We start from the raw sequence: 22,816 nt of genomic DNA on the forward strand, positions 1-22,816 counted from the left end.
TGCTCCTGGGCCCCGCCCTGCAAGGACTGGTTGCTACTTGTTGCCAAGGTACTTTTCGAAGCCCGCCGGCAGGTTCAGGCTCGAAGGATCGAAGTCCTGGTTGGCGCCCTGCCCGAAGGCGGCACCGCTCGGGGCGGCGGCCTTCTTGTTCTTGGCCTCCAGCTCGGCCTGCGCGGCCTTGGCCGGGTTGCCGAACTTCTGCTGCTTCTTGCCCTTGCCCTTGGCCTTCGCCTTGCGGGCAGCGCCCTTGCCGGCCCCCGGCATGCCCGGGATGCCGCCGCCGGCAGCCATCTTCTTCATCATCTTCTGCGCTTCGGCGAAACGCTCCAGCATCTGGTTCACCTCGGAGACCGAAACGCCCGAACCCTTGGCGATACGCGCGCGGCGCGAGCCGTTGATGATCTTCGGAGCCACGCGCTCGTGCTGGGTCATCGAACGGACGATGGCCTCAACGCGGTCGATCTGGCGTTCGTCGAACTGCTCGAGCTGCTGGCGGGAGATCTGCGCGCCGGGCATCATGCCCAGCAGCTTCTTCATCGAGCCCATCTTCTTGATCTGGGCCATCTGGGCCAGGAAGTCGTCCAGGGTGAAGTCTTCCTGGTCGGCGAATTTCTTCGCCATGCGCTCGGCTTCGGTCTTGTCCCAGTTCTTCTCGGCCTGCTCGATGAGCGTCATCACGTCGCCCATGTCCAGGATGCGCGAAGCCATGCGGTCCGGGTGGAAGATCTCGAAGTCGTCCAGGTTCTCGCCGGTGGAAGCGAACATGACCGGCTTGCCGGTGACCGAGGCGACCGACAGGGCGGCGCCGCCGCGGGCATCGCCATCGAGCTTGGAGAGCACGACACCGGTGAAGTCGACGCCCTCGTGGAAGGCCTGGGCAGTGTTGACCGCGTCCTGGCCGATCATCGCGTCGATGACGAAGAGGACTTCATCCGGGTTGATGGCGGCGCGGATGTTCGCGGCCTGGGCCATCATCTCGGTGTCCACGCCCAAGCGGCCGGCGGTATCGACAATCACGATGTCGTGCAGCTTGGCCTTGGCCTCGGCCACGCCGTCGCGGGCTACCGCTACCGGGTCGCCGGTGGCGGTGTCGAATTCCGAGGAGACGCCCGGGTGCGGTGCGTAGACCGGCACCCCGGCACGCTCGCCGTTGATCTGCAGCTGCTTGACGGCGTTGGGGCGCTGGAGGTCGCAGGCCACCAGCAACGGGGTGTGGCCCTCGGACTTCAGGTGCTTGGCCAGCTTGCCGGCCAGGGTGGTCTTGCCGGCACCCTGCAGGCCGGCGAGCATGATCACCGTCGGCGGGTTCTTGGCCAGGTTCAGGCGGCGGGTTTCCCCGCCCAGGATGCCAACGAGTTCCTCGTTGACGATCTTGACGACCTGCTGGCCCGGGTTCAGCGACTCGGAGACCTCGGCACCCAGAGCGCGTTCCTTCACCTGGGCCACGAAGCCGCGGACCACCGGTACGGCAACGTCGGCGTCAAGCAGGGCGCGGCGGATCTCGCGTGCGGTACCGTCGATATCCGCTTCAGTCAGGCGGCCCTTGCCGCGCAGGTTCTTGAAGGTTGCTGTCAGGCGATCGGAAAGTGAATTAAACACGTGCCGGGCACTTCTTTCGATAGGTCTTGTGGTGCGCATTGGAAAATCGCACAGGACTCAACTCCCAAGAATATCAATAATCGGGCGCTGGACTAACCAGCTGTGCAGCGTTTCACCAGTTGTCTCCTCCCCAGCGCCACGCTGCTCCCGCCCAAAGGGACGGGAGCAGCATCAGGGACCGGGCAGCCACGGACTACGGCTTGGCCTCGCTGGCAGGTGGTGCGGCTGCAGCCGGCGCCTGCGGGAGCTTGGCCGGGGCGCCCGCTTGGGGCTTCACCGCCGCTGTCGCCTGAGGCTTCGGTTTGGCCGGTGCCGGGGCAACTTTTTGCACTGCCGGCGCTGCAATAGCAGGCGTGGGCTTCGGCTTGGGCTTGGGCAGAGTTGCTACCGGCGCCTTGGCGACCTGCTTCACGGGCGCTGCAACTTTAGGCTTGGCCGGGGCCTTGGGCTTCGCTGGCGGCTTGGCTTGCTTTTTCGCAGCCGGCACCGCGACCTCGGGCTTGGACTTTTCAGCCGGTACTTCCTTCGCGGCCGGCTTTTTCGCAGTTGTGGACTTGGCCACTGGCGGTTTCTTCTCCGGCTCTTGTGCTTGCAAGTCCACGGTTTTGGGTTGGGCTGCACCTATTTGGCGCTCGACACGAGCTGCGGGGTCGGTGGGTTCCTCGCTGGCTGGAGCATCCTTACCGCCTGGGCCCTGGTCCTCCCGGGGCTCGACGCCAGTTTCCTCGCTGGGTCCAGGCACTTGGGTTGGTTCAGAGGTTCGCGTGGAGTTGGTCGATTCCGTTGCCTCCGGAACGCTATCCGTAGCTGATGGCGACACGCTGGAAGGTGATGCCGAAGGACTTGGCGAGGCGGTCGGCGCCGCCGACGGGCTCGGCTCAGCAACTGGTGCAGTGCTGGGCGTCGGCGCTACGCTCGGCGCGCTCGGCTTGGCCGAAACGGGTGCTGGTGACGCTGATGCAGATGGCGTGGCCTTCGGGCTTCCGGTATTCAACTTTTGCGGCGGCTCGAGTTTCTTGCTCGGCTCTGGTGCCGGTTGCGCCGGACGCGGGGTCGGGCGGAGTTTGCCGGATTCCTTTTTCGGCTGCGCCTTCGGCTTGGCTGGCGCGGCTTGTTTCTTCTTGCTCGCCGCTGGCGGCTGGAGCGGATCCGCGTGGGAGTGCCTCGTGGTCTTCGGCGGCGCTGGATGCTCCGTTCGGGTCGATCCGTGATGCCTGGCCGCCCCGGCGTACTGCCCGCTTCTTCCTGTTGCCGGTTGATGGCGGATCGCGCTGCCGGCATCGACTGCAAATTGCGTCGAAGCGAACAATGCCTGGCGCTGCCCTCCGCCTGAAGGAAGGTAGTTGCGCGGATTATGCCATTGGCCATTGACGATGACCTCGAAGTGCACATGGCACCCCGTGGAGTTGCCGGTGGTCCCGGCCAGGGCGATGATCTGGCCTTGGACGACAAGCTCGCCCACTCTGACGAGCAAGAGCGAGTTGTGGCTGTATCCGGTCTGCACCTCATGCCCGTGGTCAATGGTGACGCGCTGGCCCGAATGCCCGGCCCAGCCCGCGACGACCACCCGGCCCGCCTCGCTGGCGCGCACGGGCGAACCGCAGGAAATTGGATAGTCCTGGCCGATATGGATTTGGCGGCCGAACCCGGTCGGGTTGAACCTCCAACCGTACGGGCTGGAAATCCGGCGGGTGGCCACTGGATGCTCCAATAGCAGACCAGGGCTCAGCATTGCCGGACGGATGCCCTGGTCGGCAGCTAGCGGCGCGGGCTGTGCCAGCGCTCCAGGACTTGTCTTTGCTGTCATCGCCGCCCGATTGGCGGCCACGTGGGCCAGCGGGTCGGGCGCGGACCCTCCGGTCCTTCCGCCAAGTGAACTCAGTCCGAGGACTTGGATAGCGGATGTTCCGCCCAGATCCGGTGCGGTGACAGGCTCGCTCCCGAGCGCCGGCGCTGGCGCGGCGGGAAAGGCCAGTGTGCTCGATTGGGCTCTGGCTGGCACTGCACCGGCCGCCCCGGGCCAAGCCAATGCACTGCTTAAAGCGAAGGCCGCTGCAATGGCCAGCGCCCCATACGGAAGCCGCCGGCCATTCCCCAAAACGCCGCGCGGCACAGAGCTGCTTAAACCATGATGTTGTCGTTTCATAACTTGCCAGTCCCCCAAAAACTGCAACTACTCAACAGAACCTCAGAATAGCCCCGGCACGATGATTAATCCATGGCTAGTTGAAGCCTTCTTCAGCAGCGTGAGGATTCCATGCACCACCACTTTCCCCTCCGCGCCATCGCGGCCACGCCACGCGCGTGGAAATCCAGTACCGGCTCGATGCGGTTTCGGGACCTGGGCGAGGCCCGAAGCACCCCGGAATCCGCCAAAGCACCATGCCTCGCCATCCCAGCCAGCACCTGTTAGGGACCGGATTCGGGCTGAAGCATTTCAAGCCCCCACATGGCACGTGGGCTGGCATGGGCCGTGAAGAGGGCCTCGGCTCGCCGCAACAGCGGGCTGGCTTGCGGTCCCACGCCCGGAATTTCCCGGGCGGGCAATGTCGCTGCCGGGCTCAGCCCTACTCATGTGGTGATAATGCTCTTGGGACCGCGCCGCGGCGCAACCGGTCCCCACAGCGCAACACGCAGCAAAGGAGCACCGGTGGACATCAGCACCCTGTCCAGCAGGCTATCGCGGTGGGCGGTATTGTCCCGCGCCTGGCTGCAGGATTATCTCTATGCCGGTGCCTGGCAACTTCGTTCGCTGATGCCAAGTGCGGCGGCCGGCCGGCTGCGCTCCGGCAGCCATCCGGCAGCCGAACCGGTGGTGCTGATCCCGGGTATCTGGGAATCCTGGAAATTCCTGCTCCCGCTGGCCAACGCGCTGCACCAGGCCGGCCACCCGGTGCACGTGATCCCGCAGCTCGGCTTCAACCGCGGCACGGTGCCGGAGATGTCCCAGATGGTCTCCAGCTACCTGGACCGGGCCCAGCTCGACGATGCGGTGCTGGTGGCGCACAGCAAGGGCGGGCTGATCGGCAAGTACCTGATGTCCGCTTCGCCGCAGGGCTACCGGGTCAATCGGATGATCGCCATTGGCACCCCCTTCTCCGGTTCGCGCTATGCGCGCTATGCGCCGGTCCGCTCCCTGCGTTCGCTGTCCCCCAACGACCAGGGCCTGCTCAAGCTCTCAGCCAACCTGAGCGTGAATTCCCGGATCATCTCCATCTACAGCAGCTTCGACACGCACATCCCCGGTGGCTGCGACCTTGCCGGCGCCACCAACATCAAGCTGCCCACGCTGGGGCATTTCCGATTGCTGGCCGATGAGCGCCTGCACGCCGCAGTGCTCAAGCACTTGGTACCTGGATTGCCGCCGGCCAGCTGAATTCCGGCAGGCAGCACACCGCAATCCGTGCGTTCCGTGTGAATCGCTCGGGGCTGTTGAGCCCTCCGGGGCCCTGGCCTAGGGTGAGCGGACAAGGGCTGGATCCCCAGCCCGCCGCCCAGATGCAGACAGGAGCAGCCGATGGACCCGCAGGAATCCTCCGCGTCGCAGCCCGACGCACAGCTAGATGAAGCCCAAGAGGCCAACCGCGAAGCCGCAGCCACCTCCAACCCCGACCCGGAGCAGCAGCTGATTACCGGACTGGAACCGGGCGGTTCGGTGCCGCCGGGCGAAACCCCTCCCGGTGAAGGCTCGATGAGCCAAGACCAGGGGCATGGCGAATAGCGGCCCGCAGCGTCCGATCAGCGAGGCGCGCATTGGACGCTGGCTTGAAGAGCTGGCCGAGTCGGACGGGAATCCGGGCGGCGGAGCGGCGGCGGCACTGATGCTCGGTGCTGCCGCCGCGCTGATGTCCATGTCCGCGGGCTACGGCTCGGCTTCCGGACCCGTTCACACAGAATTCGCCGGCCTGCTGGCCCGGGCCAAGCAGTTGCGGATCGACGCGCTGGGCCTGGCCGACCGGGATGCCAAGGCCTCCGCGGATTTCGGGGAAGCGTCCGCGCAACCGCCCTCGGAGCTGCGCGACCGCCAGATCGCCGCGGCCTGCTTGCCGGCCGCGAAATCCTCGGCCGCACTCGGCGCGCTGGCCATGACCGCAGTGAATGACCTGCGCTGGCTTGACCAGCATGCGAAACCGCAATTGGTGGCCGATGTCGCCGCAGCGCTGGGCATGGTCCGCGCAGTGCTGCAGGCCGCCAGCAGCAACCTGCGCTACGACCTGTCCCAGCTGCCCTTCGGCCCGGCGCACGCGCAGCACTCCGGATTATGGGATACCGCAGCATCGCTGGAGCGGGCGATGCAGACGGCCACGCAGCTGGCCGCACGCGTTGATGCACGCATCAAGCGCTGATCCGGCTGCCCGGGAGCACCCTCGATGACAAGGAATGATAGCCATGGCCCAGACACCGATTAATGCACTGATCCTGGTCTGCACCCTTTCCCCTTCGCCCAAAGCCTCCAGCAGCGACCTGCTGGCCCGGCAGGTGGCGGCGGAATTCACGGAGCACCAGGTCCACTCCGAGATCCTGCGCATTGCCGATTTCGACGTGAAGCCCGGAGTGCTCAAGGACATGGGAGACGGCGACCAGTGGCCGGGGATCCGGCAGAAGCTGCTGGCCACCCCGATCTGGGTAGGCCACCCTTCGAGCCTGGCCCAGCGGGTGCTGGAGCGGCTGGATGCCGAGTTGTCCCAGACCGACGAGCAGGGCCGCCCGATCCTCTTTGGCAAGGTGGGCGTGGTGGCCGTGGTGGGCAATGAGGACGGCGCGCACCACGTGATTGCGGATCTGGGCCAGGGCCTGGCCGATGTCGGGTTCACCCTGCCGGCCCAGGGCTCCACCTATTGGGTGGGGCAGGCCATGCACACCACCGACTACCAGGATCTGGACCAGACCCCGCAGGTCACGGCCAACGCCACGCAGATCGCCACGCGCAACGCGGCGCATCTGGCGCGGCTGCTCAAGGCCCGGCCTTTCCCGGCCCCCTAGCCGCCGGATGCTGGGTGCTGCCTGCGGATCAGCGTCCGGCCATTGGCCAGCGGCGGCCGGTGCCCTAGCGTTTCAGCCAGCAGAAGACTGCAACCCCAGGCGAGAACTAAGGACGGGCACATGCCGCACAACACCATCGACCAGACGACCTTGCACCGGTACCTGAGCGAACACCTGCTGGGTTCCGAATCGGGGCTGAACCACTTCAAGGCCGCCCACGGCACCTGGGCGGACACCGCCTATGCCCAGCGTTTCGAATCGCTGCACCAGCAGGTCCAAGCGGATCAGGATGACCTGAAACGGATCATGGACCGGCTGGGCTGCACCAAGCGGCCGATGGCCCGCCTGCTGGCTCCGGTGGCCAAGCTCGCCGGGCACGTCAACCCGTTCAATCCGCTGCGCATGCGCAAGCTGGCCGCCGCGCAGGTGCAGCTCGATGTGCTCACCGGGCTGCTCAATGCGAAGCTGCGCATGTGGCAGACGCTGCTGCTGATGCTGCCCCATGATCCGCGCCTGGACCAGGCGCTGCTGCAGGACCTGTCGCACCGTGCCGAGTCGCAGATCAGCCAGCTCAAGGCGCTCAGCGACGAAACCTGGCCCGAGCGCTTCGCCCCGCCAGTGAACGATGAGCAGGGGGAACACCGCCCATGACCGGCAGGAAAGCGAACATTGTCGGCGCCGGGCCCAACGGGCTGGTCGCCGCGGCGGTCCTGGCCGAGCAGGGATTCGACGTCCAGGTCTTCGAGCGCAATGCCCGTCCCGGCGGTGCCGCGGCCTCCGGCAGCACGCTGGGCGAAGGCACCATTGTGGACCTGGGAGCTGCCGCCCACCCCTTCGCCTATGGCAGCCGCGCCTTCGCGCATTTCGATCTGGCCGGACATGGTTTGCAGTGGGATTTCCACGGCTATCCGCTGGCCCACCCGCTGGACGACGCCGAGTCGGTCTTCCTGCACCAGGACCTGAAAGCCACCATGGCGCAGTTCCCCGCCGACCGGAAGATCTGGCAGCTGCTGCATGGCCCGCTGGTGCGCCATCCGCAGGAGATCCTGGACAACGCCACCAGCCCGCTGCTGGGCATCCCGCCGCATCCGGTGCTCATGGCACGCTTCGGGCTGCGCGCGCTGCCGCCGGCGCAGCTGCTGGCTTCCGCCGCGTTCCGGACCCGGCAGGCCGCGGCGCTCTTCGCCGGATCCAGCGCGCATTCCATGCTGCCGCTCTCCCACCCGTTCACCTCGGGATTCGGCGCGCTCTTCGGGGCCTTGGGCCAATCCTGGGGCTGGCCGGTGGCGCACGGCGGCACCGGCAGCATCATCGACGCGCTGCTGCGGGTGCTCGACGGGCTGGGGGTGCAGATCCATACCGGGCACCAGATCACTGACCTCGCGCAGCTTCCCGATGCGGACCTCACCTTCCTGGATGCCACGCCCCGCCAGGTAGTGCAGCTCGCCGGAGACCAGCTCCCGGCACGACTGCGCCGGCGGTTCGAGCGCTGGCGCTATGGCACCGCGGCCTACAAGGTGGACTACCTGCTCGATGGGCCGATTCCCTGGAAGGATGCGCGCACCGCGCAGGCCGGCACCGTGCATGTGATCGGCGATGCCGCCGAGCTGGCCTTAGCCGAGCGCCAGGTAGCCGCCGGGGCAATGCCCGAACGCCCATTCGTGATGGTGGTCCAGCCTTCGAGCGCCGATGCCTCGCGCGCCCCGGCCGGCCGCCAGGTCATCTGGTCCTACGCCCACGTGCCCCAAGGCTATGACGGGGATGCAGGGGCGCTCATCGATGCGCAGATCCAGCGGTTCGCGCCGGACTTCAAGGACCGGATCGTGCAGCGGGTGGACACCGGCCCGGCGCAGCTGCAGGCCTGGAATCCGAATCTGGTCGGCGGGGATATCGGCGGCGGATCACTGGCCGGCACCCAGCAGTTCTTCCGCCCCTCGCCCTCGCTGAATCCCTATTCGCTGGGCGTGCCGGGACTGTACCTGTGCTCCTCCTCCACCCCTCCGGGCGGCGGGGTGCATGGCATGGCCGGCTGGCATGCCGCGCACCGGGCGCTGCGTGATCTTGGGCGGCACTGAGCCTCGCAACCACGGTAGCTGAATAGGGATACTGACTAGTAGAGAATAAAGTCTGGGAATTTCCTCAGAATCGCGGCCTGTTCGCAACAACTTGGTGGGCCAATGATAATTTTTTATCAAGTCCCCACCGCTGGCCGCAGGGTCCACAGCGCATTTCAAGGGCCACGCTGCCCAGTCCGGAGGGACAGATAACTGCATTGTTGAAGTGAGAAGTATCGTCTAGAAGTGGAGGGTAGTTCACATGCCAGGAAGGTTAGTCAGGTCCCAGACCGCGTTGCGCGTAGCAGAGTTGCTGGGATCACGCGAGGGAAGAAGGCATCTGAGCAGCTATGGCTGGACCCAAGGAATGCCAGTGGTCATGACACAGCCTTTGGAAGCGCTCGATGATGTGATGGGCCTGGTCTCGGTGCACAAGCGGCCGGTGCTGGTCGCGATGGTTGAACCGCAGAGCGAGGAACTGAAGTTCTTGCACATTTCCGAGCCTTCTCCAGTATTGGAAGTGGTTCAGGCCAGCGCGCCGCGCAGCAAGATCAAGGATCTGTTCGGCCAGGCCGAGCACAGCGGAATGGCTGCATTCCGTGTGAAGTACTGGCAATACACTGCGCTCGCCCACGCGGTTCCGGCTTTCGACGCCAGCATGCTGGGACACAGGTACGCCACGCAGGAGTCCGGCAGCAGCGTGTAAACGCAAGCACCGCCGCAACGGGCACAGCCCCTCGGGAAATCGCGCATCCGCGCTGATTCGCCGGGGGCTGTTCCTATGCCGGGGACCGGGACCGCTTACTTGGGCGCTACCGGGCGTGGAGCATCTGGTGATCCAGCGCGGCAAGATAGTCCGCGAAGCCCTCGCGCAACCGCCCGCGCAAGCGTCCCGAGGTGATCGCCTGCAGCCGGGCCGTGGCCTGGACCCGGTAGCCGGCGCGGCGCAGCGCTTCGACCAAGGCCACATCCTCCCGGGCCGCCAAGGGCTCGAAGCCTCCAACATCCAGGTAGGCAGCAGCGCACACCCCGAAGTTCGCGCCGTGGATATGGCCATGCCCCTCGATCGGCTGGTAGGCCTGCTCCCATAAGGCGAAGATATGCTCATCGAGTTCGCCGCGGTCCGGTTCCACGGTTCCGGCCACCGCATCGGCCCCGCCGGCGTGCAGGCAGGCAAAGCCCTCCAGCCAATGCTCGGCGACGCAGGTATCCGCGTCGGTGCTGGCCAGCCAGATGGCGCTCGGGTCCGCGTCCGCGCCGAAGCTGGCCAGGGCGTGGCGTGCCCCGGCATCCCGGCTGGCTCCGACATTGCCGAAGCTGGCCTGCAGCAAGCTGATCCGCTGATCTGCGCTGATCTGCCGCTGGGCAACCTGTACCGTGCCGTCGGTGCAGCTATCGGCAACCACGATGGCCCGGACCTGCAGCTGCGGGCGGGCACGCGCCAACCGGTCCATGGCCGCGCGCACCGAATCCAGGCAACGGCGCAGGCGTTCTTCCTCGTCATGGGCCGGGATGATGACCGCCATGGCCGCCAGCTGCCTACCCATGGGCACCAGCGGGCTTGCGCAGTATTTCAAGCAGGAAATCGGCCTCGCGATGCTCCACGATGCGCTCCCACCCCAGTTCTCCCGCCATCCGGTGCACATCCTCCCCGTCCAGCGGCCAGCCTTCAATGGGATGCAGCCAATGGCAGAGCACCAGCTCTCCGCCGGCTTCCAGTGCTGCAGCACTGGCGGCGAGCACCTGCTCCAGTTCATCGGCGGCCAGGAAATAGCCGATCTCGCTGAGCACTACCAGCTGCACGCTTCCCGGCTCCAGCTCCGGAAATTGCCGAGGCACCGTGGCCTGCAGCAAGCTGACATGCTCCATTCCGGCCACGGCACGCCGGGCCTGGGCTAGCGCGGTAGCGCTGGCGTCCACCGCCAGCAGGCTGGTGCTGCGGCGGGCCAGTTCGGCGCTCTGCACCCCGATGGAGCATCCCAGCTCCAGAACCGCCGCATACTGCTCCCGGGGCAGGGAGGCGAGCAGGATCTGCTGCTTGCGCTGCTCGTAGCGGCTGCTGCGGTATTCCCACGGATCTTCGCGTTGCCCGTAGAGCTCGTCGAAGACCGCCGGAGCCGACGCGGCGTCCTTGTGGCCAGGCCAGGTGGCGCGGAAGATCTCGGCGCCGCGGGAAAAATGCTGCAGGAAGCCTTCGCTAAGGAGGACTTCGTCTCCTGGCAGGGCGGACAGCGGCCGGGTTTGGGAACGGTGGGCCTCCAGGGCGCGGGCCTTGGCCTGGGCGCTGGAAGCATCCAGGGCCAGCCGGCGCCAATGCCTGAAGCTGGGCTGCCGGTCCGGTTGCGCCCAATGCCAGAACCAGATGGGGAATTCCAGGTGGCAGGCATTGTGCGCCAGGGCGCAGTCCGCGGCGAGCAGGCCCAGGATTTCGTGGTCCGGGTGCCCGTCGCCGCGGTAGGTGCTGGCGATCAGGCAGCGCTCGCCGGCGTGCTGCTCAAGGGCTGCGCGGATCGGCTCCTGCTGCGCTTCGAGTTTCCCATCGCCCAGGCCCAAGCAGTGCAGATGCAACGTTCCGCTGCGCGGTCCTTGTGCGCGCAGCGTGTCCATGGCCTCGGCCAGTTCGGCTTGGCGCAGCGCGGCCAACCGGGCCGCGGAGTGTGTTGTGGAGTCCGGATGCGAGGCTTCCCCGAAGCTGCAGACGATCACGTGGACATCGATCCCCCGGCCAAGCGCCATGCGGATCAGCCCTCCAGCTCCCAGCGTCTCGTCATCCGGGTGGGCGGCCAGAACAATCACCGATGCGATTGCGTGGAAGAGCTTCTCCGGATCCAGTACGGCGATCCGCTCTAGCCCAGCCTGCTGCCAGCAGCTTGCAGATGTTCCCTGGTCCTCATGCGTGAAGTTCACCATGCGCTGCCGCCTTCCGCGCCGGCGCGGTCCACCATCAGCTGGCCCAGCGCCGCGTCATCGCGGGCCGCGTGGTGCTGGCGCAGATATATGCCCAGATCAGCTGCACGCCGCGCATGCTCCTCATCGGCGGTCAGCGGGCCCGGACCGGTGGACTGGCCGCTGAGCTGCAACACCCGCTCGCAGGCCCCGGCCACCTGGCCGCGGACCCGATGGGCCGAAATGGCATCCAGCGCTCCGGCATCGGCCAGCCCGGCGGCCTGTTCCAGCAGCGCCGCGCAGCCGGCCAGCAAGCGGTCTGCTTCGCCGAGCCAAGCAAGGGCCAGCTGATCCGGGGTGCGCGCTTGGGCGCTGCGCAGCAGATGGCGGTAGATTCCCACCGCTGCCCCGAACCAGCAGGCGGCCACGCCAACGCCCCCGACAGCGAACCCGGGACGGGACAGGTACCAGCCGGCGTCCTGCACCGGTTGGGCTGGCACGCCGGTGAAGTTCACGCTGCCGCTGGGCAGCTGCGCCATGCCGCGGCTGACCCAGGCATCCGATGCCGGTTCAACGCCCGGATGCCGCAAGGAAACCATGAACAGCCGGCCACCATCGGGCGTGGGGGCGGTGACCAGGGCATGCGTCAGCTGCGCGGCCAACGAGCACCAGGGCTTGGTGCCGTTCAGCTCCCATCCCCCGCCGGACTGGCGAACCGCTTCCAGGGTGGCGTTGGGCGGCTGCGCGGCGAAAACGCCCCATGCAGTGCCGGCCGGCCACGAAATGCCCGCCTGGCTCAGGATTCCTGCGGCATCCAAATGCGGTTCCAGCGTCCTGGCTGCGACCAGGTCGGTGGCGGCCACGGTGGCCAGCAGCTCCCACAGGCGCTGGGTCTGTCCGGCCGCTGGCACCGGAGGTTCCTCCCCCGAACTTTCCAGCGTACGCAGCATCGCTTCCGGGTTGCCCTCGCAGCGCACGGCGGCCGCACGCACCGCTTCTTCGGCGCCCCACCATAACTCGCTGTTGCGGGGGCGGGATCCTGGTTCGGCTGCACTAAACGACACCGGCCGCTGGTCCATCGGCTCTCCTTCTCTGTTCGGAACTTTTGGCCAGTCTAGGTCACGGCCCATTCGTGCCCGGCCCAGCTGAATGACTCCTGATAACCGCAAAGGACCACGCAATACAGCGAGGCAGCTTATGTGGTTGGCCGCCGCGAAGGCGGCACTGTGATGATCTGCAAAGTTGGCCGCAAGCAAACTTTCAGCTTCGGGACCCCGATTTGCAATCTGCCCTATAGTTCAAATTGTAAGTAACCAGATCCACACAGGAGGTAAGAATCATGGGAATTGGAGACAAGATCCAGAACAAGGCCCAGGAAGCATCTGGCAAGGCCAAGGAGGCCTACGGCGATGCCACTGATAATGAGCGCCTGCAAGCTGAAGGCGTGAAGGACCAGGCCGCCGCCAAGGCAAAGCAAGCAGGAGAACACGTCAAGGACGCCGCCAAGGATGTCAAGGACGACCTGTCCTAAACCGCACCACCAGCTATGCCCCATGGATACGAATCCATGGGGCATAGCTCTGTGCCAGGGCACGGGCACAGCAATACGGCCGCTGCTCCGGGAATTCGGAGCAGCGGCCGTTGGCGGTTTTCGGCGTCCTAGAGTTCGACGCTATTCGAGTCCCCGGGCTCGGCAGGTTTTCCGGTGAGCTTCTGCTTCACCCAGCCGGCCACCAGGCTCGCTGCCCCGCCGGGGTTCTCCCAGTATTCAGCGGAGTCGGCATCGATGCGCAGCAGCACAGTCTGCGCAGATTCCGGGCCTTCGCTGGCGAAGGTTTCCACTGCGGCGTTCCACAGTTCCTTCTTCTTGGCGACATCGAGCACCACCTCGGCGTGGCCGCTGACCGACACCCACGCCTTGGATCCGCTGAACGCGGCATTGACCAGCCCCTGGGCCCGGATTTCCTGGACAATCCCGGCGTCGGCGGCAGAGAAGAACCAGAGCTCTCCTTCGTCGGTGGCTTCAATCAGCGTCCGGGGGCGGCTGGCCAGCCGTCCAGCGCTGTGGGTTGTGACCATGGCGATCCGCAGGTCCTGGATGATGCTGATGACTTTGCTTGCTTCGTCGTTGGCCATGATGAGCTCCTTTGTCTTGGAATGATCTGGTCGTTTCACACGCTACCGAGGTGCTGGCCCGCGCCAAGGGGCGCCCAGGCGATTGCCAGCTTCGGCTCCTGCTCAGCTTTCCGGGTTCCGCCTGGAATCCGGATCCGCTTGCTCTTCGGCGTCCAGCTCGCTGGCGAAACGCAGCTGCCGCCCGTCGCTGATGTCCTGCTCTTCTTTTTCCTCCTGCTTCATGCTGGCCTTGGTATCCCGCGGCGGAAGCTGGACCGAGCGCTCGGCGGCAATCCCCGCCTGCAGCTGGCGCCCGCGCTCGGCTTCCGCGTCGAAGACCGCGCCGAACAGCAGCGACAGGTTGGCGATCCACAGCCACAGCAGCAGCACGATGACCCCGCCGATGGCGCCGTAGGTCTTGTTGTAGTTGCCGAAGTTCGAAACGTAGAAGAAGAAGCCGACGGTCGCTACCGCCAGCACGAGCAGCGCGATGGCCGAGCCGAGGCTGATCCAGCGGAACTTCGGTTGCTTCACATTGGGAGCCCCGTAGTAGAGCACGGCCACCAGCACAATCGCGCACAGCACGATCACCGGCCATTTGGCGATATTCCATATCGCCACCGCGCCCTCGCCCAGCCCCATGGCGTTGCCCAGCGCCTGGGCCAGCGGACCGGAGACGATCAGCAGCATCCCCAGCACGGACACGGCCACAAGAAGCACCAGTGTCAGCAGCAGCATCAGCGGGCGCAGCTTGTAGAACGGCCGGCCTTCGGCCACCTCGTAGATCTGGTTCATTGCCCGTCCGAACGCCCCGACATACCCCGAGGCGCTCCATAGCGCACCGAGCAGACCGGCAATCAGCGCCAGGCCTGCCGACGGGGCCGAGGCCAGCTGCTCGATGGGCTGGCGCAGGGTTTCGACCACTTCCTTGCTGGCCAGTTCCTGGATCAGCGAGAGGATGTTGCGGGTCATGTTCTCCGCCTGGCCGGCAACTCCGAGCAGGGAGACTACCGCCAGCAGGGCCGGGAAAATGGAGAGCATCGCGAAATAGGTCAGCGAGGCCGCCATGTCCGTGCATTTCTTCCGGGAGAATTCCCTGATGGAGCGCTTGGCCGCGTATTTCCATGACCTGGAGTGCATATCCGGCGGGGAATCGGGTTTGGATTCGGCATCGGGTCCAGGAGCGTGCCGGGCTTTGGCAGCGGTTTCGGCCGCGTTCCCGTTCCCGGCATGGCTATCGGTTCCTGAAGGCATCTTGCACCTCTCTTCATCAGCTATTTGTGCCAGTTGATTGCCGCCGGCCCTGCTGCTGGGCCAGGCCGGCGCGGCAGGCAAATCGAATCATGCACCTGCCGCGCCGCCCGCTAGGCCAGCTGGGCCGCGCTGCTACTCGGCGACCGGGAAACGCTCCCACGCGCGGTGGGTGGACAGCAACTGCTCCGCGCTTTCGGCCACCGCCGAAAGTTCCACCAGCGCGATGCCCGGCGCATCATCCTCCAGGCCCACCGCTTGCAGCAGGCCATCGGAGAGCCCGTCCAGGGTGATGATGGCCTTGTTGTGCCGGTAGGCCTCCGCGACCAGCAACGCCACGCGCGGGTCGATGGGAACCCCGCCTGCCCCCATGGCTCCGGCCTTGGCATCCAGCGCAACCGCGGCGTCCGGGGCCGGCGGCAGCGGGCCGATGAGCACCAGCGCATCGAATTCGATGGAGCGCGCCGTCAGGTAGGTGCGGTCGATGGGCAGGTCCGGGGCCACCTCGCCGCCGGAGGCCGAAACGAGCAGCGGGGACATGCCCCGTTCAGCCAGCGCCTGGGCTATTGCCGGCACGTGCTGGTGGTTTCCGCTGTTGAACACCACCCCGACCTTGCGCCCGTCCACCGGCCAGGCTTTTCCGATCTGCGACAGCGCGGGACTGGCCACCGGGTCATCCAGCTGCACTGCGGCCGGTGCCGGCAGGCCCAGTGCCTTGGCGACCCCGGCGGCCAGCTGGGTATCGATCTTCGCCAGGCATTCCACCTGCCGCTGGCGGATCGCCGTATCGGTGCACTTGCCCAGCTCAAAGGAGTAGGCCTGCTGCACATGGGCGCGCTCCACGGCCGAGAGGCTGATGTAGAACAAGCGGGCCTGGCTGTAGTGGTCCGAGAAGCTGGCCGGCTCGGAACGCACTTTCTTCCCGGAGGCCACAGGCTGCGGGAAGTCCAGCGGAGGCTGCTGGCCGGAAACCACCTGCGACATGTACGGGCAGCCGCCATCCAGCGAGTTCGGCTTGTACGGCGCGATGCCCTTGGGCACCCGGTGCTGGTGGAAGCCGTCGCGGAACATGTCGTTGACCGGAGAGTCCGGCGAGTTGATAGGGATCTGCGCGAAGTTCGGTCCGCCCAACCGGGTCAGCTGGGTGTCCAGGTAGGAGAAGAGCCGCGCCTGCAGCAGCGGGTCATCGCTGATATCGATGCCCGGAACCAGATGCCCGGGGTGGAAGGCGACCTGCTCGGTCTGCGCGAAGTAGTTCTCCGGGTTGCGGTCCAGCACCATCTTGCCCAGCGGCTGGACCGGGGCCAGTTCTTCTGGCACGAATTTCGTCGGATCCAGCAGGTCGATGCCCTCGAAGACCCCCGAACCGTCGTCGGGGAAAATCTGCACGCCCAGTTCCCATTCGGGGTAGGCTCCGGCATCAATGGCTTCGGCCAGATCGCGGCGGTGGAAGTCCGGATCCGCGCCGGCTGCCAGCTGGGACTCTTCCCAGGCCAGCGAGTGCACGCCGAGCTTGGGCTTCCAATGGAACTTCACCAGGGACGCTTTGCCCGCCTCGTTGACCATGCGGAAGGTGTGCACGCCGAAGCCTTCCATCATGCGCAGCGAGCGGGGTATCGCGCGGTCGCTCATCTGCCACATCACGTGGGCCTGGGCAGGGGTATGCAGGGAGACGAAATCCCAGAAGGTATCGTGGGCCGATTGCGCCTGCGGGATCTCGGTATCCGGGTGCGGCTTCGCGGCATGGACCAGATCCGGGAACTTGATGCCGTCCTGGATGAAGAACACCGGGATGTTGTTGCCCACCAGGTCGAAAATGCCCTCTTCGGTATAGAACTTCGTGGCAAAGCCGCGGGTATCGCGGGCCGTGTCCATCGAGCCGCGGGAACCGACCACGGTGGAGAACCGCACGAAGACCCGGGTCTGCTTTCCGGGCTTGAGGAAATCGGCCCGGCACAGCTCGGAGGCGTTGCCGTAGCTGATGAAGGAGCCATGGGCGCCAGCCCCGCGGGCATGGACCACGCGCTCCGGAATCCGCTCGTGGTCGAAATGCATGATCTTCTCGCGCAGGTGGTGATCCTGCAGCAACGTGGGCCCGCGCTCTCCGGCTTTCAGCGAGTGGTCGGTATCGCTGACGGGAGCTCCCTGGTTGGTGGTCAGGAATTCGCTGTCCTGGCCGGGGCCGGACAACACCGGTTCCCCTCCCGGGCTTGCTTGCTGTTGTGGTTCGCTGGCCATGGCACTCTCCTAGCTGCTTGGGAATAATCGGCTGGTGAATGCCACGCTAGGGGCCGGTGCACCGCTGATGCCAGCGCACTAGGCGATTCCCATGATTTACACATGTGCCCGCCACCGGGCGTGAACACGCCAGGACCGCCGGTGGCTGCATGGCCCACCGGCGGTCCTGGTAGGACGTTTCAGAAACGTCCTGCCCCTCGTGCTTGTGTTGCGTTATTTTCCAGATTCCGCTCCTTACTTGGAAACCAGCTGGTATCCATTTTCGTTGTGCTCTGCCTCGTCGATCCCGGCAATTTCGATATCTGCCGCGACACGCCATGGGCTGAACTTTCCAATGACCGTGGCGATGACCCAGGTCATCACCGCGGAGAAGACCATGACCACAATCAGGGTGGCTGCCTGGGCGATCAGCTGTGCGACGCCTCCGCCGTAGAACAGTCCGCCAGCGCTCTCCTCGGTTGGCAGGGCGAAGAAGCCCAGGAACAGGGTTCCGATCAAGCCGGCGACCAGGTGCACGCCGACAACGTCCAGCGAGTCGTCGTAGCCCAGCTTCCATTTCAGGTTCACTGCCCAGGCTGCACCGGCGCCAGCCAGGACGCCCAGCAGCATCGCGGCCCACGGGGCCACATCTGCGCAAGAAGGGGTGATGGCGACCAGGCCGGCCACCAGGCCGGAGGCGACACCCAGCGAGCTGGGGCGGGAACCGCGAAGCTTCTCAACCAGGATCCAGCCAAGGACGGCCGCACCCGGAGCTGCCAGGGTGTTGACCCAGATGAGTCCAGCCTGCTCGACGGTGGTCGCCGCACCGGCGTTGAAACCGAACCAGCCGAACCACAGCAGGCCGGCACCGAGCATGACCAGCGGGGTGTTGTGCGGCTGCGGACGGTCGTGGAAGTTGTGGCGCTGGCCCAGCTTCAGGGCCAGGACCAGGGCTGCGATACCTGCGTTGGTGTGGACCACTGCGCCGCCGGCGAAGTCAATGGCTTCGCCGAAGATGCTGCCCAGGAATCCGTCTGCGGAGAGCAAGCCTCCACCCCAGACCCAGAAGGCCACCGGTGCGTACACCAGGGTGACCCACAGCGGGACGAAGAACAGCCATGGCGCAAAGCGGGCACGGTCGGCGATGGCTCCGGAGATGATGGCTACCGAGATCATGGCGAAGGTACCGGCGAATCCGGCGGCGAGCAATTCGGACTGCTCGGTGTTGTGCATGGCAAAGTCGCTGATTGGATTGCCGACGATTCCGGCGATGGCTGGTTCCCCGGCGGAGAACGAGTAGCCCCAGAGCACCCAGACAACGGCGGTGATCGCCGCGGCGGAGAAACTCATCAGCATCATGTTCACCACGCCGGTGGCGCGAGTCATGCCGCCGTAGAAAAGTCCCAGTGCCGGTGTCATCAGCAATACGAGTGCGGCAGCTATCAGGATCCATAAGCTGGCTACATCCAACTCCATCTGGATCACTTCCCCTCAAGGTATTCGGTGTATCGGTGGTGTTATGACTATCTAACGCGCCCGATGTTTCCGAACACGCGCTGCTTCGTTTCCGCTGTGTATCAAGTTCCTGCCGGGGGTAACGTTTGCTTCTCGGCAATGTTTCGCCGCCGTTTCGAACAGTTCACGGTACTGCTGGCCGACGGTCAAAAGAACAGCCCGGGGCGGACGCCGGCAGCGGCTATAGCCGCTTGATCTTCACGACTCGGGACTTCGGCACCGTAGGGGATCCGCCGATTCTCGTGTCGTAGCTCAGGGATCCGGTCACCGTGGTGGTGATTTGGACGATGCCCTCGGCCACGATGCCATCCGGCGCCTCGCAGTCCGCCAGGCCGTCACCGGCAGTGAACATCGGATTGTGCTCGTAGTCGTATTTGCCCACCTGCGCGTGGCTCAGCTCGGTATGGAAGGTGCATGGACCGGTCGCGGAGTCGAACTGGATGACCAGCCCGTAGAGAATCACATTCTGATCAATGTGCGAGTCCGGTTGCTTCATGATGTGCGCCAGAGCACGCTTGGTGACCTTCTTGGCCTTGTTGGCCTTGACTTTTCCGCCGCGGCTGCGCGAAGCTCTGCTGCTTCTTCCTTGGGGCCAGGGCCAATTGCGCTTCTGCTTCTGCCAGCTGGGCTTGCAGTGCTTCCTTTTCAGCAGCTATGGCTGCGCTCGAGGCTTGCGCAGCCTCGAACTCTTCTGCCGATACCCCGCAGGCAGCCAGCGATAGCATTCCGGCCAGTGCGGTTGCAGTTACTAAGAACCTTTTCATGCTCATTCCCCATTTCACGAGTGCGAGTTGCTTGAACCCCCAAGTTTCAAGTACCCATGATCCTTACAGGGGCCGGGGACAATTTAGCTGGAGCAGGCACACTGGAAGCATGGACCGATCTTTCTTCTTGCCCGATGCCTTGGACGTTGCGCCCCGGTTGCTCGGGGCCACGCTCACCGTGGATTCCAGTCACGGACCGGTCAGCGTGCGCATCACCGAAACCGAAGCGTACATGGGCCTGGGAACCGCAGGGCCCTATGACCCGGGCAGCCACTCGAAGGACAGGAAAACCGAACGCAACGCGTCCATGTTCCTGGAACCCGGGCACGCGTACGTGTACTTCACCTATGGAATGCACTACGCCCTGAATTTCGTTTGCTCACCGCCAGGAGCTGCGTCCGGGGTGCTGATACGTTCTGGCGAAATTATTTCCGGCACCGATCTGGCCCACGCACGAAGACTGGAGAAGCGGCCCATCCGCTACGCCCGCAGCCCGATCCCGGAAATCCAGCTGGCCCGTGGACCGGGGAACTTGGCCACAGCATTGGGACTCACGAGATTGGAACATGACGGGCTGGATCTGTTCGCTGCCCCATTTACCCTCCATGCTGCCCCTGGTCTCCCGGAAGCTTTGCGCACTGGACCCCGCGTTGGCGTCGCGGGGATAGCTGGCGGTCCGCAGTTCCCCTGGCGATTCTGGCTGCCCGATGAGCCAAGCGTTTCCGCATTTCGCCCGGGCCGCGATGCTCCCGGGGCAGTCACGGGCATCAAGAATCAAAAATAGGCTCTGGCCCCAACGCATTCACTGCGTTGAAGCCAGAGCCTATCGAGCAAGGTGCGGCAAAGCCTTATGCTGCCGGGAACAGTTCCTTCGAATCCAGTTCCTTCTTCAGCCGGGATTCCAGGGTCTGGGACAAGGACTCGGCAAAGGTTTCGGTCAGGTGCGAGTGGTCCCAATAGGCCACGATGCCACCGACTACCGAATAGCAGCGTCCTTCTTCGCACAGCTGGTCATTCATGTCGATCTGGACAACTGACGGATCCTCAAGGGCCTTCACCGCGTCTACTTGCGGATCCATCGGAATCCAATCGTCCGCATCGCCGTTGCACTCATCGAGGTCATTCGGGTTTGATGCCACACAGTCCGGAACGTTATCTACAGTCTCGCCGGGCCAAGAAGTATCATGGATAACCGCGACTTCAGCTCCAGTCTTTGACCATTTCTCCAAGATCTTTTCGTAGGCCTTCTGAGCTGGCTCTGCCGTATCCTTCATGTCGTAACCGCTGACCGGTACCGATTGACGGTTGGAGCTGATCACCAGGTCGTAGTCTTCTTTTTCGATCTCGTCGCTAACCCAAGAACCTAACTCAGCACACCCATCAGTCTTCGACTCCGAATCGAATTTCTGCGGTTCACCCATGATGGCGCAGCGGTTGGCAACGTACGTGTCTAGCGTCCAGTCATGCTCCTTGACCAACGGTTCCAGTGCCGGCAACCATTGGGCGGCATGCGAATTACCGACTAGCGCGACCTTGATCTCCCCATCGCCGTAGCTGCATACGGGACGCTCCTTGAAGTCGGTGTTTTGGCTAGCAAAGCAATTATCTTCGTAGACAACTGGTTTATCCGTTTTAGCCGCAATCGGAGCAGGTGCTACTACGTCGTAATTGTTCGCTAAGTCTTCTGGTTGGTCGCAATCTGTGGCTAATGCGGCCGCTCCGAAACATTCCTTACCCACTGATTGCTCCACTTGTGCCAGTGCTTTATCCACGTCTCGCGCATCATCGAGAACGCGCGCCGTGTTCATATAGAAAGCCCCGGAAAGCATAGCCAAAACCAGACTTCCGGAAACCAGGAATCGTGGAGCCGATAGCACAACAGAAGTATCAATAAATTTACGGAAACGAACTTCTACAAGCTTCTGAGTTAGAACGGCCAACGACAAGGTCAGGACCAAGGCAAGGATCTTCTGTGGCCATTTGAAGTCGTCGACCATGAAAGGCATCAATACCAGCAGAGGCCAGTGCCACAGGTAGATGGCATAGGAATTATCCCCAAAGAACTGAAACAGCTTTGAGTTCAGAAGAACCTTAGGTGAGTACTTATGGGTGGAGTGGGACAGAAGAATTAGTACTGTACCGAATACCGGGATGACGGCAATGTAGCCAGGGAATGGCATGTCTCCAGTGAAAGCCAACGCGCTGAAGGCTATCGCGAGTAGACCACCCCAGGCGCCAACCAAACTGACAAGGTCCTGCTTTGCCGCATGCAATCGAGGACCTAGCGCTGCGGCGAGAGCCCCTGCTGCGAATTCCCATACTCGCGTAAAGGTGGAGAAATAGGCACTTCCCGGCTCGGTTGCCGTCGCATAGAGCGAATATCCAAAGGACAGAACAAACACTGCGCTAATTCCCGCCAGCGCAACCACGGCAGGCTTGAGCCCGAATCTGACCGCTGCAAAAATCAGCAAACCGATCAGTATCGGCCATAAGAAATAGAACTGCTCTTCAGCTGATAATGTCCAGAAGTGCCGGAATGGACTTGGCGCGTCACCTTCCGCAAGGTAATCGACCTTAGTCAAGGCCAAGAACCAGTTTTGGAAATAGAAAGTTGCAGCCACGGCCTGCAACCCCCAGTCCTTCCATACCGTGGTCGGCGCGAACATCCAGATAGATAGAACGCTGGCGAAAATCACCAAGAAGGATGCTGGAATCAAGCGTTTCACTCGGCGCATCCAGAAACTCGCAACATCGGCGAGATTCTTAGGTGGTTTGGAGATCAGGTGAGAGGTAATCAGGAAACCTGAAATCACGAAGAATACGTCGACGCCAACAAATCCTCCGGGAAGGTAGTGTCCCCAGAAGTGATAGAGCACCACGATTCCAACGGCTATGGCACGAAGCCCCTGAATATCGGCACGGAAGGCCTTGGTTCGCGAATCCCTGTTAACGGGAATCGGCAAGTCTTGATTCGACGACACGTCGGTGTGAGTCCTTTGTCAGATCGATCATTCTTACAGGAATTCTGGATTCATTGAACAGAGCTCCAGATGTCTCCTACGACAGTGGGGGTATTCAATGCCCCAAACATCTTTACCGAAGTTACCTGACCGCTTACTGCAAATTCTTGTGCGATTTGCGGACACGGTGCGGCGATATCTATCGCAACCAACCCGGTTTTTCTCTGATGGCAAGCGCTTTAGACAATTCCACGGCTCCAGCGCGGCGGACGTCAGCAAGTTCCTGCGTGAAAAGCATCACGGCGTGTCGCTGTCCAAAGTAACCACGGAACTCGAATTGGATGGTCTGTCACCTAGACGAATCCGGCGGCTTTCGCCGCAAGCGCGTCATCCCAGCAGACCTAAGCCCATCAAGTCCCTCTAACCAAAAGATCTCCCCGCCATTTCACATGACGGGGAGATCAAGAAAATA

20 protein-coding genes are annotated in these 22,816 nt (G+C 64.1%); 9 read left to right on the top strand and 11 right to left on the bottom strand.

All coding sequences use genetic code 11. The annotated features are described in order from the left end of the window. Nucleotides 1–33: 33 nt before the first annotated feature. Nucleotides 34–1,599, bottom strand: a complete 1,566-nt coding sequence (gene ffh, locus ACNPM8_RS17490) for a signal recognition particle protein (RefSeq protein WP_105661194.1) — start codon at nt 1,597–1,599, stop codon at nt 34–36. A gap of 193 nt (nt 1,600–1,792) precedes the next feature. After that, entirely contained in the window at nt 1,793–3,406 is a 1,614-nt protein-coding gene (locus tag ACNPM8_RS17495; RefSeq protein ID WP_448940427.1) for a peptidoglycan DD-metalloendopeptidase family protein, read from the bottom strand. A gap of 843 nt (nt 3,407–4,249) precedes the next feature. Here ACNPM8_RS17495 and ACNPM8_RS17500 point away from each other — a divergent pair. The 7 genes from ACNPM8_RS17500 (at nt 4,250) to ACNPM8_RS17530 (ending at nt 9,342) form a co-directional block, all read left to right on the top strand. After that, nucleotides 4,250–4,975, top strand: a complete 726-nt coding sequence (locus ACNPM8_RS17500) for an alpha/beta hydrolase (RefSeq protein ID WP_448940307.1) — start codon at nt 4,250–4,252, stop codon at nt 4,973–4,975. Nucleotides 4,976–5,116: 141 nt separating this feature from the next. Continuing rightward, nucleotides 5,117–5,320 (top strand): DUF6480 family protein, encoded by a 204-nt coding sequence (locus tag ACNPM8_RS17505; RefSeq protein WP_105657709.1) that lies wholly within the window; start codon nt 5,117–5,119, stop codon nt 5,318–5,320. Then, nucleotides 5,310–5,945 (top strand): cyclodeaminase/cyclohydrolase family protein, encoded by a 636-nt coding sequence (locus ACNPM8_RS17510; RefSeq protein ID WP_448940308.1) that lies wholly within the window; start codon nt 5,310–5,312, stop codon nt 5,943–5,945. The genes ACNPM8_RS17505 and ACNPM8_RS17510 overlap by 11 nt, the downstream gene beginning before the upstream one ends. 43 nt (nt 5,946–5,988) lie before the next feature. Then, nucleotides 5,989–6,582: a flavodoxin family protein gene (locus ACNPM8_RS17515; protein WP_448940309.1), complete on the top strand. Its 594-nt coding sequence runs from the start codon at nt 5,989–5,991 to the stop codon at nt 6,580–6,582. Nucleotides 6,583–6,702: 120 nt separating this feature from the next. After that, complete coding sequence (locus tag ACNPM8_RS17520; RefSeq protein ID WP_332498895.1) at nt 6,703–7,233, top strand: hypothetical protein; 531 nt, start codon at nt 6,703–6,705, stop codon at nt 7,231–7,233. Continuing rightward, on the top strand, nt 7,230–8,657 hold the full coding sequence (locus ACNPM8_RS17525; protein ID WP_448940310.1) for a phytoene desaturase family protein: 1,428 nt from the start codon (nt 7,230–7,232) through the stop codon (nt 8,655–8,657). The genes ACNPM8_RS17520 and ACNPM8_RS17525 overlap by 4 nt, the downstream gene beginning before the upstream one ends. 358 nt (nt 8,658–9,015) lie before the next feature. Then, on the top strand, nt 9,016–9,342 hold the full coding sequence (locus ACNPM8_RS17530; RefSeq protein ID WP_286134213.1) for a hypothetical protein: 327 nt from the start codon (nt 9,016–9,018) through the stop codon (nt 9,340–9,342). A 106-nt stretch (nt 9,343–9,448) separates the two neighbouring features. Here the strand turns inward: ACNPM8_RS17530 and ACNPM8_RS17535 are convergent, their stop codons facing one another. Genes ACNPM8_RS17535 through ACNPM8_RS17545 form a run of 3 tightly spaced genes read right to left on the bottom strand, consistent with a single transcriptional unit; the run spans nt 9,449 to nt 12,601 of the window. Continuing rightward, nucleotides 9,449–10,183, bottom strand: a complete 735-nt coding sequence (locus ACNPM8_RS17535; RefSeq protein WP_448940311.1) for a glycosyltransferase — start codon at nt 10,181–10,183, stop codon at nt 9,449–9,451. Beyond that, the gene (locus ACNPM8_RS17540; RefSeq protein WP_448940312.1) at nt 10,176–11,546 is read right to left on the bottom strand and encodes a PIG-L family deacetylase; all 1,371 of its coding nucleotides are present in this window, start codon (nt 11,544–11,546) and stop codon (nt 10,176–10,178) included. Before ACNPM8_RS17540 ends, ACNPM8_RS17535 begins: the two co-directional genes overlap by 8 nt. After that, nucleotides 11,540–12,601, bottom strand: coding sequence for an acyl-CoA dehydrogenase family protein (locus ACNPM8_RS17545; RefSeq protein ID WP_448940313.1), 1,062 nt, complete (start codon nt 12,599–12,601; stop codon nt 11,540–11,542). Before ACNPM8_RS17545 ends, ACNPM8_RS17540 begins: the two co-directional genes overlap by 7 nt. A 260-nt stretch (nt 12,602–12,861) precedes the next feature. On the opposite strand from ACNPM8_RS17545, the gene ACNPM8_RS17550 reads away from it, so the two are divergent. After that, entirely contained in the window at nt 12,862–13,053 is a 192-nt protein-coding gene (locus tag ACNPM8_RS17550) for a CsbD family protein (protein WP_105657701.1), read from the top strand. 128 nt (nt 13,054–13,181) lie between these two features. Here ACNPM8_RS17550 and ACNPM8_RS17555 read toward each other — a convergent pair whose 3' ends face one another. The 5 genes from ACNPM8_RS17555 to ACNPM8_RS17575 all read right to left on the bottom strand — a co-directional run bounded on the left by ACNPM8_RS17555 (nt 13,182) and on the right by ACNPM8_RS17575 (nt 19,116). After that, nucleotides 13,182–13,658: a pyridoxamine 5'-phosphate oxidase family protein gene (locus tag ACNPM8_RS17555; protein WP_448940314.1), complete on the bottom strand. Its 477-nt coding sequence runs from the start codon at nt 13,656–13,658 to the stop codon at nt 13,182–13,184. Nucleotides 13,659–13,760: 102 nt separating this feature from the next. Further along, nucleotides 13,761–14,891: a YihY/virulence factor BrkB family protein gene (locus ACNPM8_RS17560; protein WP_332727418.1), complete on the bottom strand. Its 1,131-nt coding sequence runs from the start codon at nt 14,889–14,891 to the stop codon at nt 13,761–13,763. 132 nt (nt 14,892–15,023) lie between these two features. Beyond that, a complete protein-coding gene (locus tag ACNPM8_RS17565; protein ID WP_448940315.1) occupies nt 15,024–17,126 on the bottom strand; it encodes a catalase in 2,103 nt (700 codons plus the stop codon). Between the two features lie 234 nt (nt 17,127–17,360). Beyond that, nucleotides 17,361–18,581: an ammonium transporter gene (locus ACNPM8_RS17570; RefSeq protein ID WP_105657853.1), complete on the bottom strand. Its 1,221-nt coding sequence runs from the start codon at nt 18,579–18,581 to the stop codon at nt 17,361–17,363. A gap of 220 nt (nt 18,582–18,801) precedes the next feature. Beyond that, a complete protein-coding gene (locus ACNPM8_RS17575) occupies nt 18,802–19,116 on the bottom strand; it encodes a hypothetical protein (RefSeq protein ID WP_448940316.1) in 315 nt (104 codons plus the stop codon). Nucleotides 19,117–19,493: 377 nt separating this feature from the next. Here ACNPM8_RS17575 and ACNPM8_RS17580 point away from each other — a divergent pair, with 377 nt between their 5' ends. Continuing rightward, nucleotides 19,494–20,168, top strand: coding sequence for a DNA-3-methyladenine glycosylase (locus tag ACNPM8_RS17580; RefSeq protein WP_448940317.1), 675 nt, complete (start codon nt 19,494–19,496; stop codon nt 20,166–20,168). 64 nt (nt 20,169–20,232) lie between these two features. Here the strand turns inward: ACNPM8_RS17580 and ACNPM8_RS17585 are convergent, their stop codons facing one another. Then, nucleotides 20,233–22,365 (bottom strand): acyltransferase family protein, encoded by a 2,133-nt coding sequence (locus ACNPM8_RS17585; protein WP_448940318.1) that lies wholly within the window; start codon nt 22,363–22,365, stop codon nt 20,233–20,235. Nucleotides 22,366–22,816 lie beyond the last annotated feature (451 nt).

The sequence above is a fragment of the Glutamicibacter sp. AGC46 genome, assembly GCF_053543715.1.

Bases quoted from the DNA above. Each gene is read 5' to 3' on its own strand.
- ACNPM8_RS17495 (WP_448940427.1), bottom strand. From the start codon at position 3,406: ATGACAGCAAAGACAAGTCCTGGAGCGCTGGCACAGCCCGCGCCGCTA.
- ACNPM8_RS17505 (WP_105657709.1), top strand. From the start codon at position 5,117: ATGGACCCGCAGGAATCCTCCGCGTCGCAGCCCGACGCACAGCTAGAT.
- ACNPM8_RS17510 (WP_448940308.1), top strand. From the start codon at position 5,310: ATGGCGAATAGCGGCCCGCAGCGTCCGATCAGCGAGGCGCGCATTGGA.
- ACNPM8_RS17515 (WP_448940309.1), top strand. From the start codon at position 5,989: ATGGCCCAGACACCGATTAATGCACTGATCCTGGTCTGCACCCTTTCC.
- ACNPM8_RS17520 (WP_332498895.1), top strand. From the start codon at position 6,703: ATGCCGCACAACACCATCGACCAGACGACCTTGCACCGGTACCTGAGC.
- ACNPM8_RS17525 (WP_448940310.1), top strand. From the start codon at position 7,230: ATGACCGGCAGGAAAGCGAACATTGTCGGCGCCGGGCCCAACGGGCTG.
- ACNPM8_RS17530 (WP_286134213.1), top strand. From the start codon at position 9,016: ATGACACAGCCTTTGGAAGCGCTCGATGATGTGATGGGCCTGGTCTCG.
- ACNPM8_RS17535 (WP_448940311.1), bottom strand. From the start codon at position 10,183: ATGGGTAGGCAGCTGGCGGCCATGGCGGTCATCATCCCGGCCCATGAC.
- ACNPM8_RS17540 (WP_448940312.1), bottom strand. From the start codon at position 11,546: ATGGTGAACTTCACGCATGAGGACCAGGGAACATCTGCAAGCTGCTGG.
- ACNPM8_RS17545 (WP_448940313.1), bottom strand. From the start codon at position 12,601: ATGGACCAGCGGCCGGTGTCGTTTAGTGCAGCCGAACCAGGATCCCGC.
- ACNPM8_RS17550 (WP_105657701.1), top strand. From the start codon at position 12,862: ATGGGAATTGGAGACAAGATCCAGAACAAGGCCCAGGAAGCATCTGGC.
- ACNPM8_RS17555 (WP_448940314.1), bottom strand. From the start codon at position 13,658: ATGGCCAACGACGAAGCAAGCAAAGTCATCAGCATCATCCAGGACCTG.
- ACNPM8_RS17560 (WP_332727418.1), bottom strand. From the start codon at position 14,891: ATGCCTTCAGGAACCGATAGCCATGCCGGGAACGGGAACGCGGCCGAA.
- ACNPM8_RS17565 (WP_448940315.1), bottom strand. From the start codon at position 17,126: ATGGCCAGCGAACCACAACAGCAAGCAAGCCCGGGAGGGGAACCGGTG.
- ACNPM8_RS17570 (WP_105657853.1), bottom strand. From the start codon at position 18,581: ATGGAGTTGGATGTAGCCAGCTTATGGATCCTGATAGCTGCCGCACTC.
- ACNPM8_RS17575 (WP_448940316.1), bottom strand. From the start codon at position 19,116: ATGAAGCAACCGGACTCGCACATTGATCAGAATGTGATTCTCTACGGG.
- ACNPM8_RS17580 (WP_448940317.1), top strand. From the start codon at position 19,494: ATGGACCGATCTTTCTTCTTGCCCGATGCCTTGGACGTTGCGCCCCGG.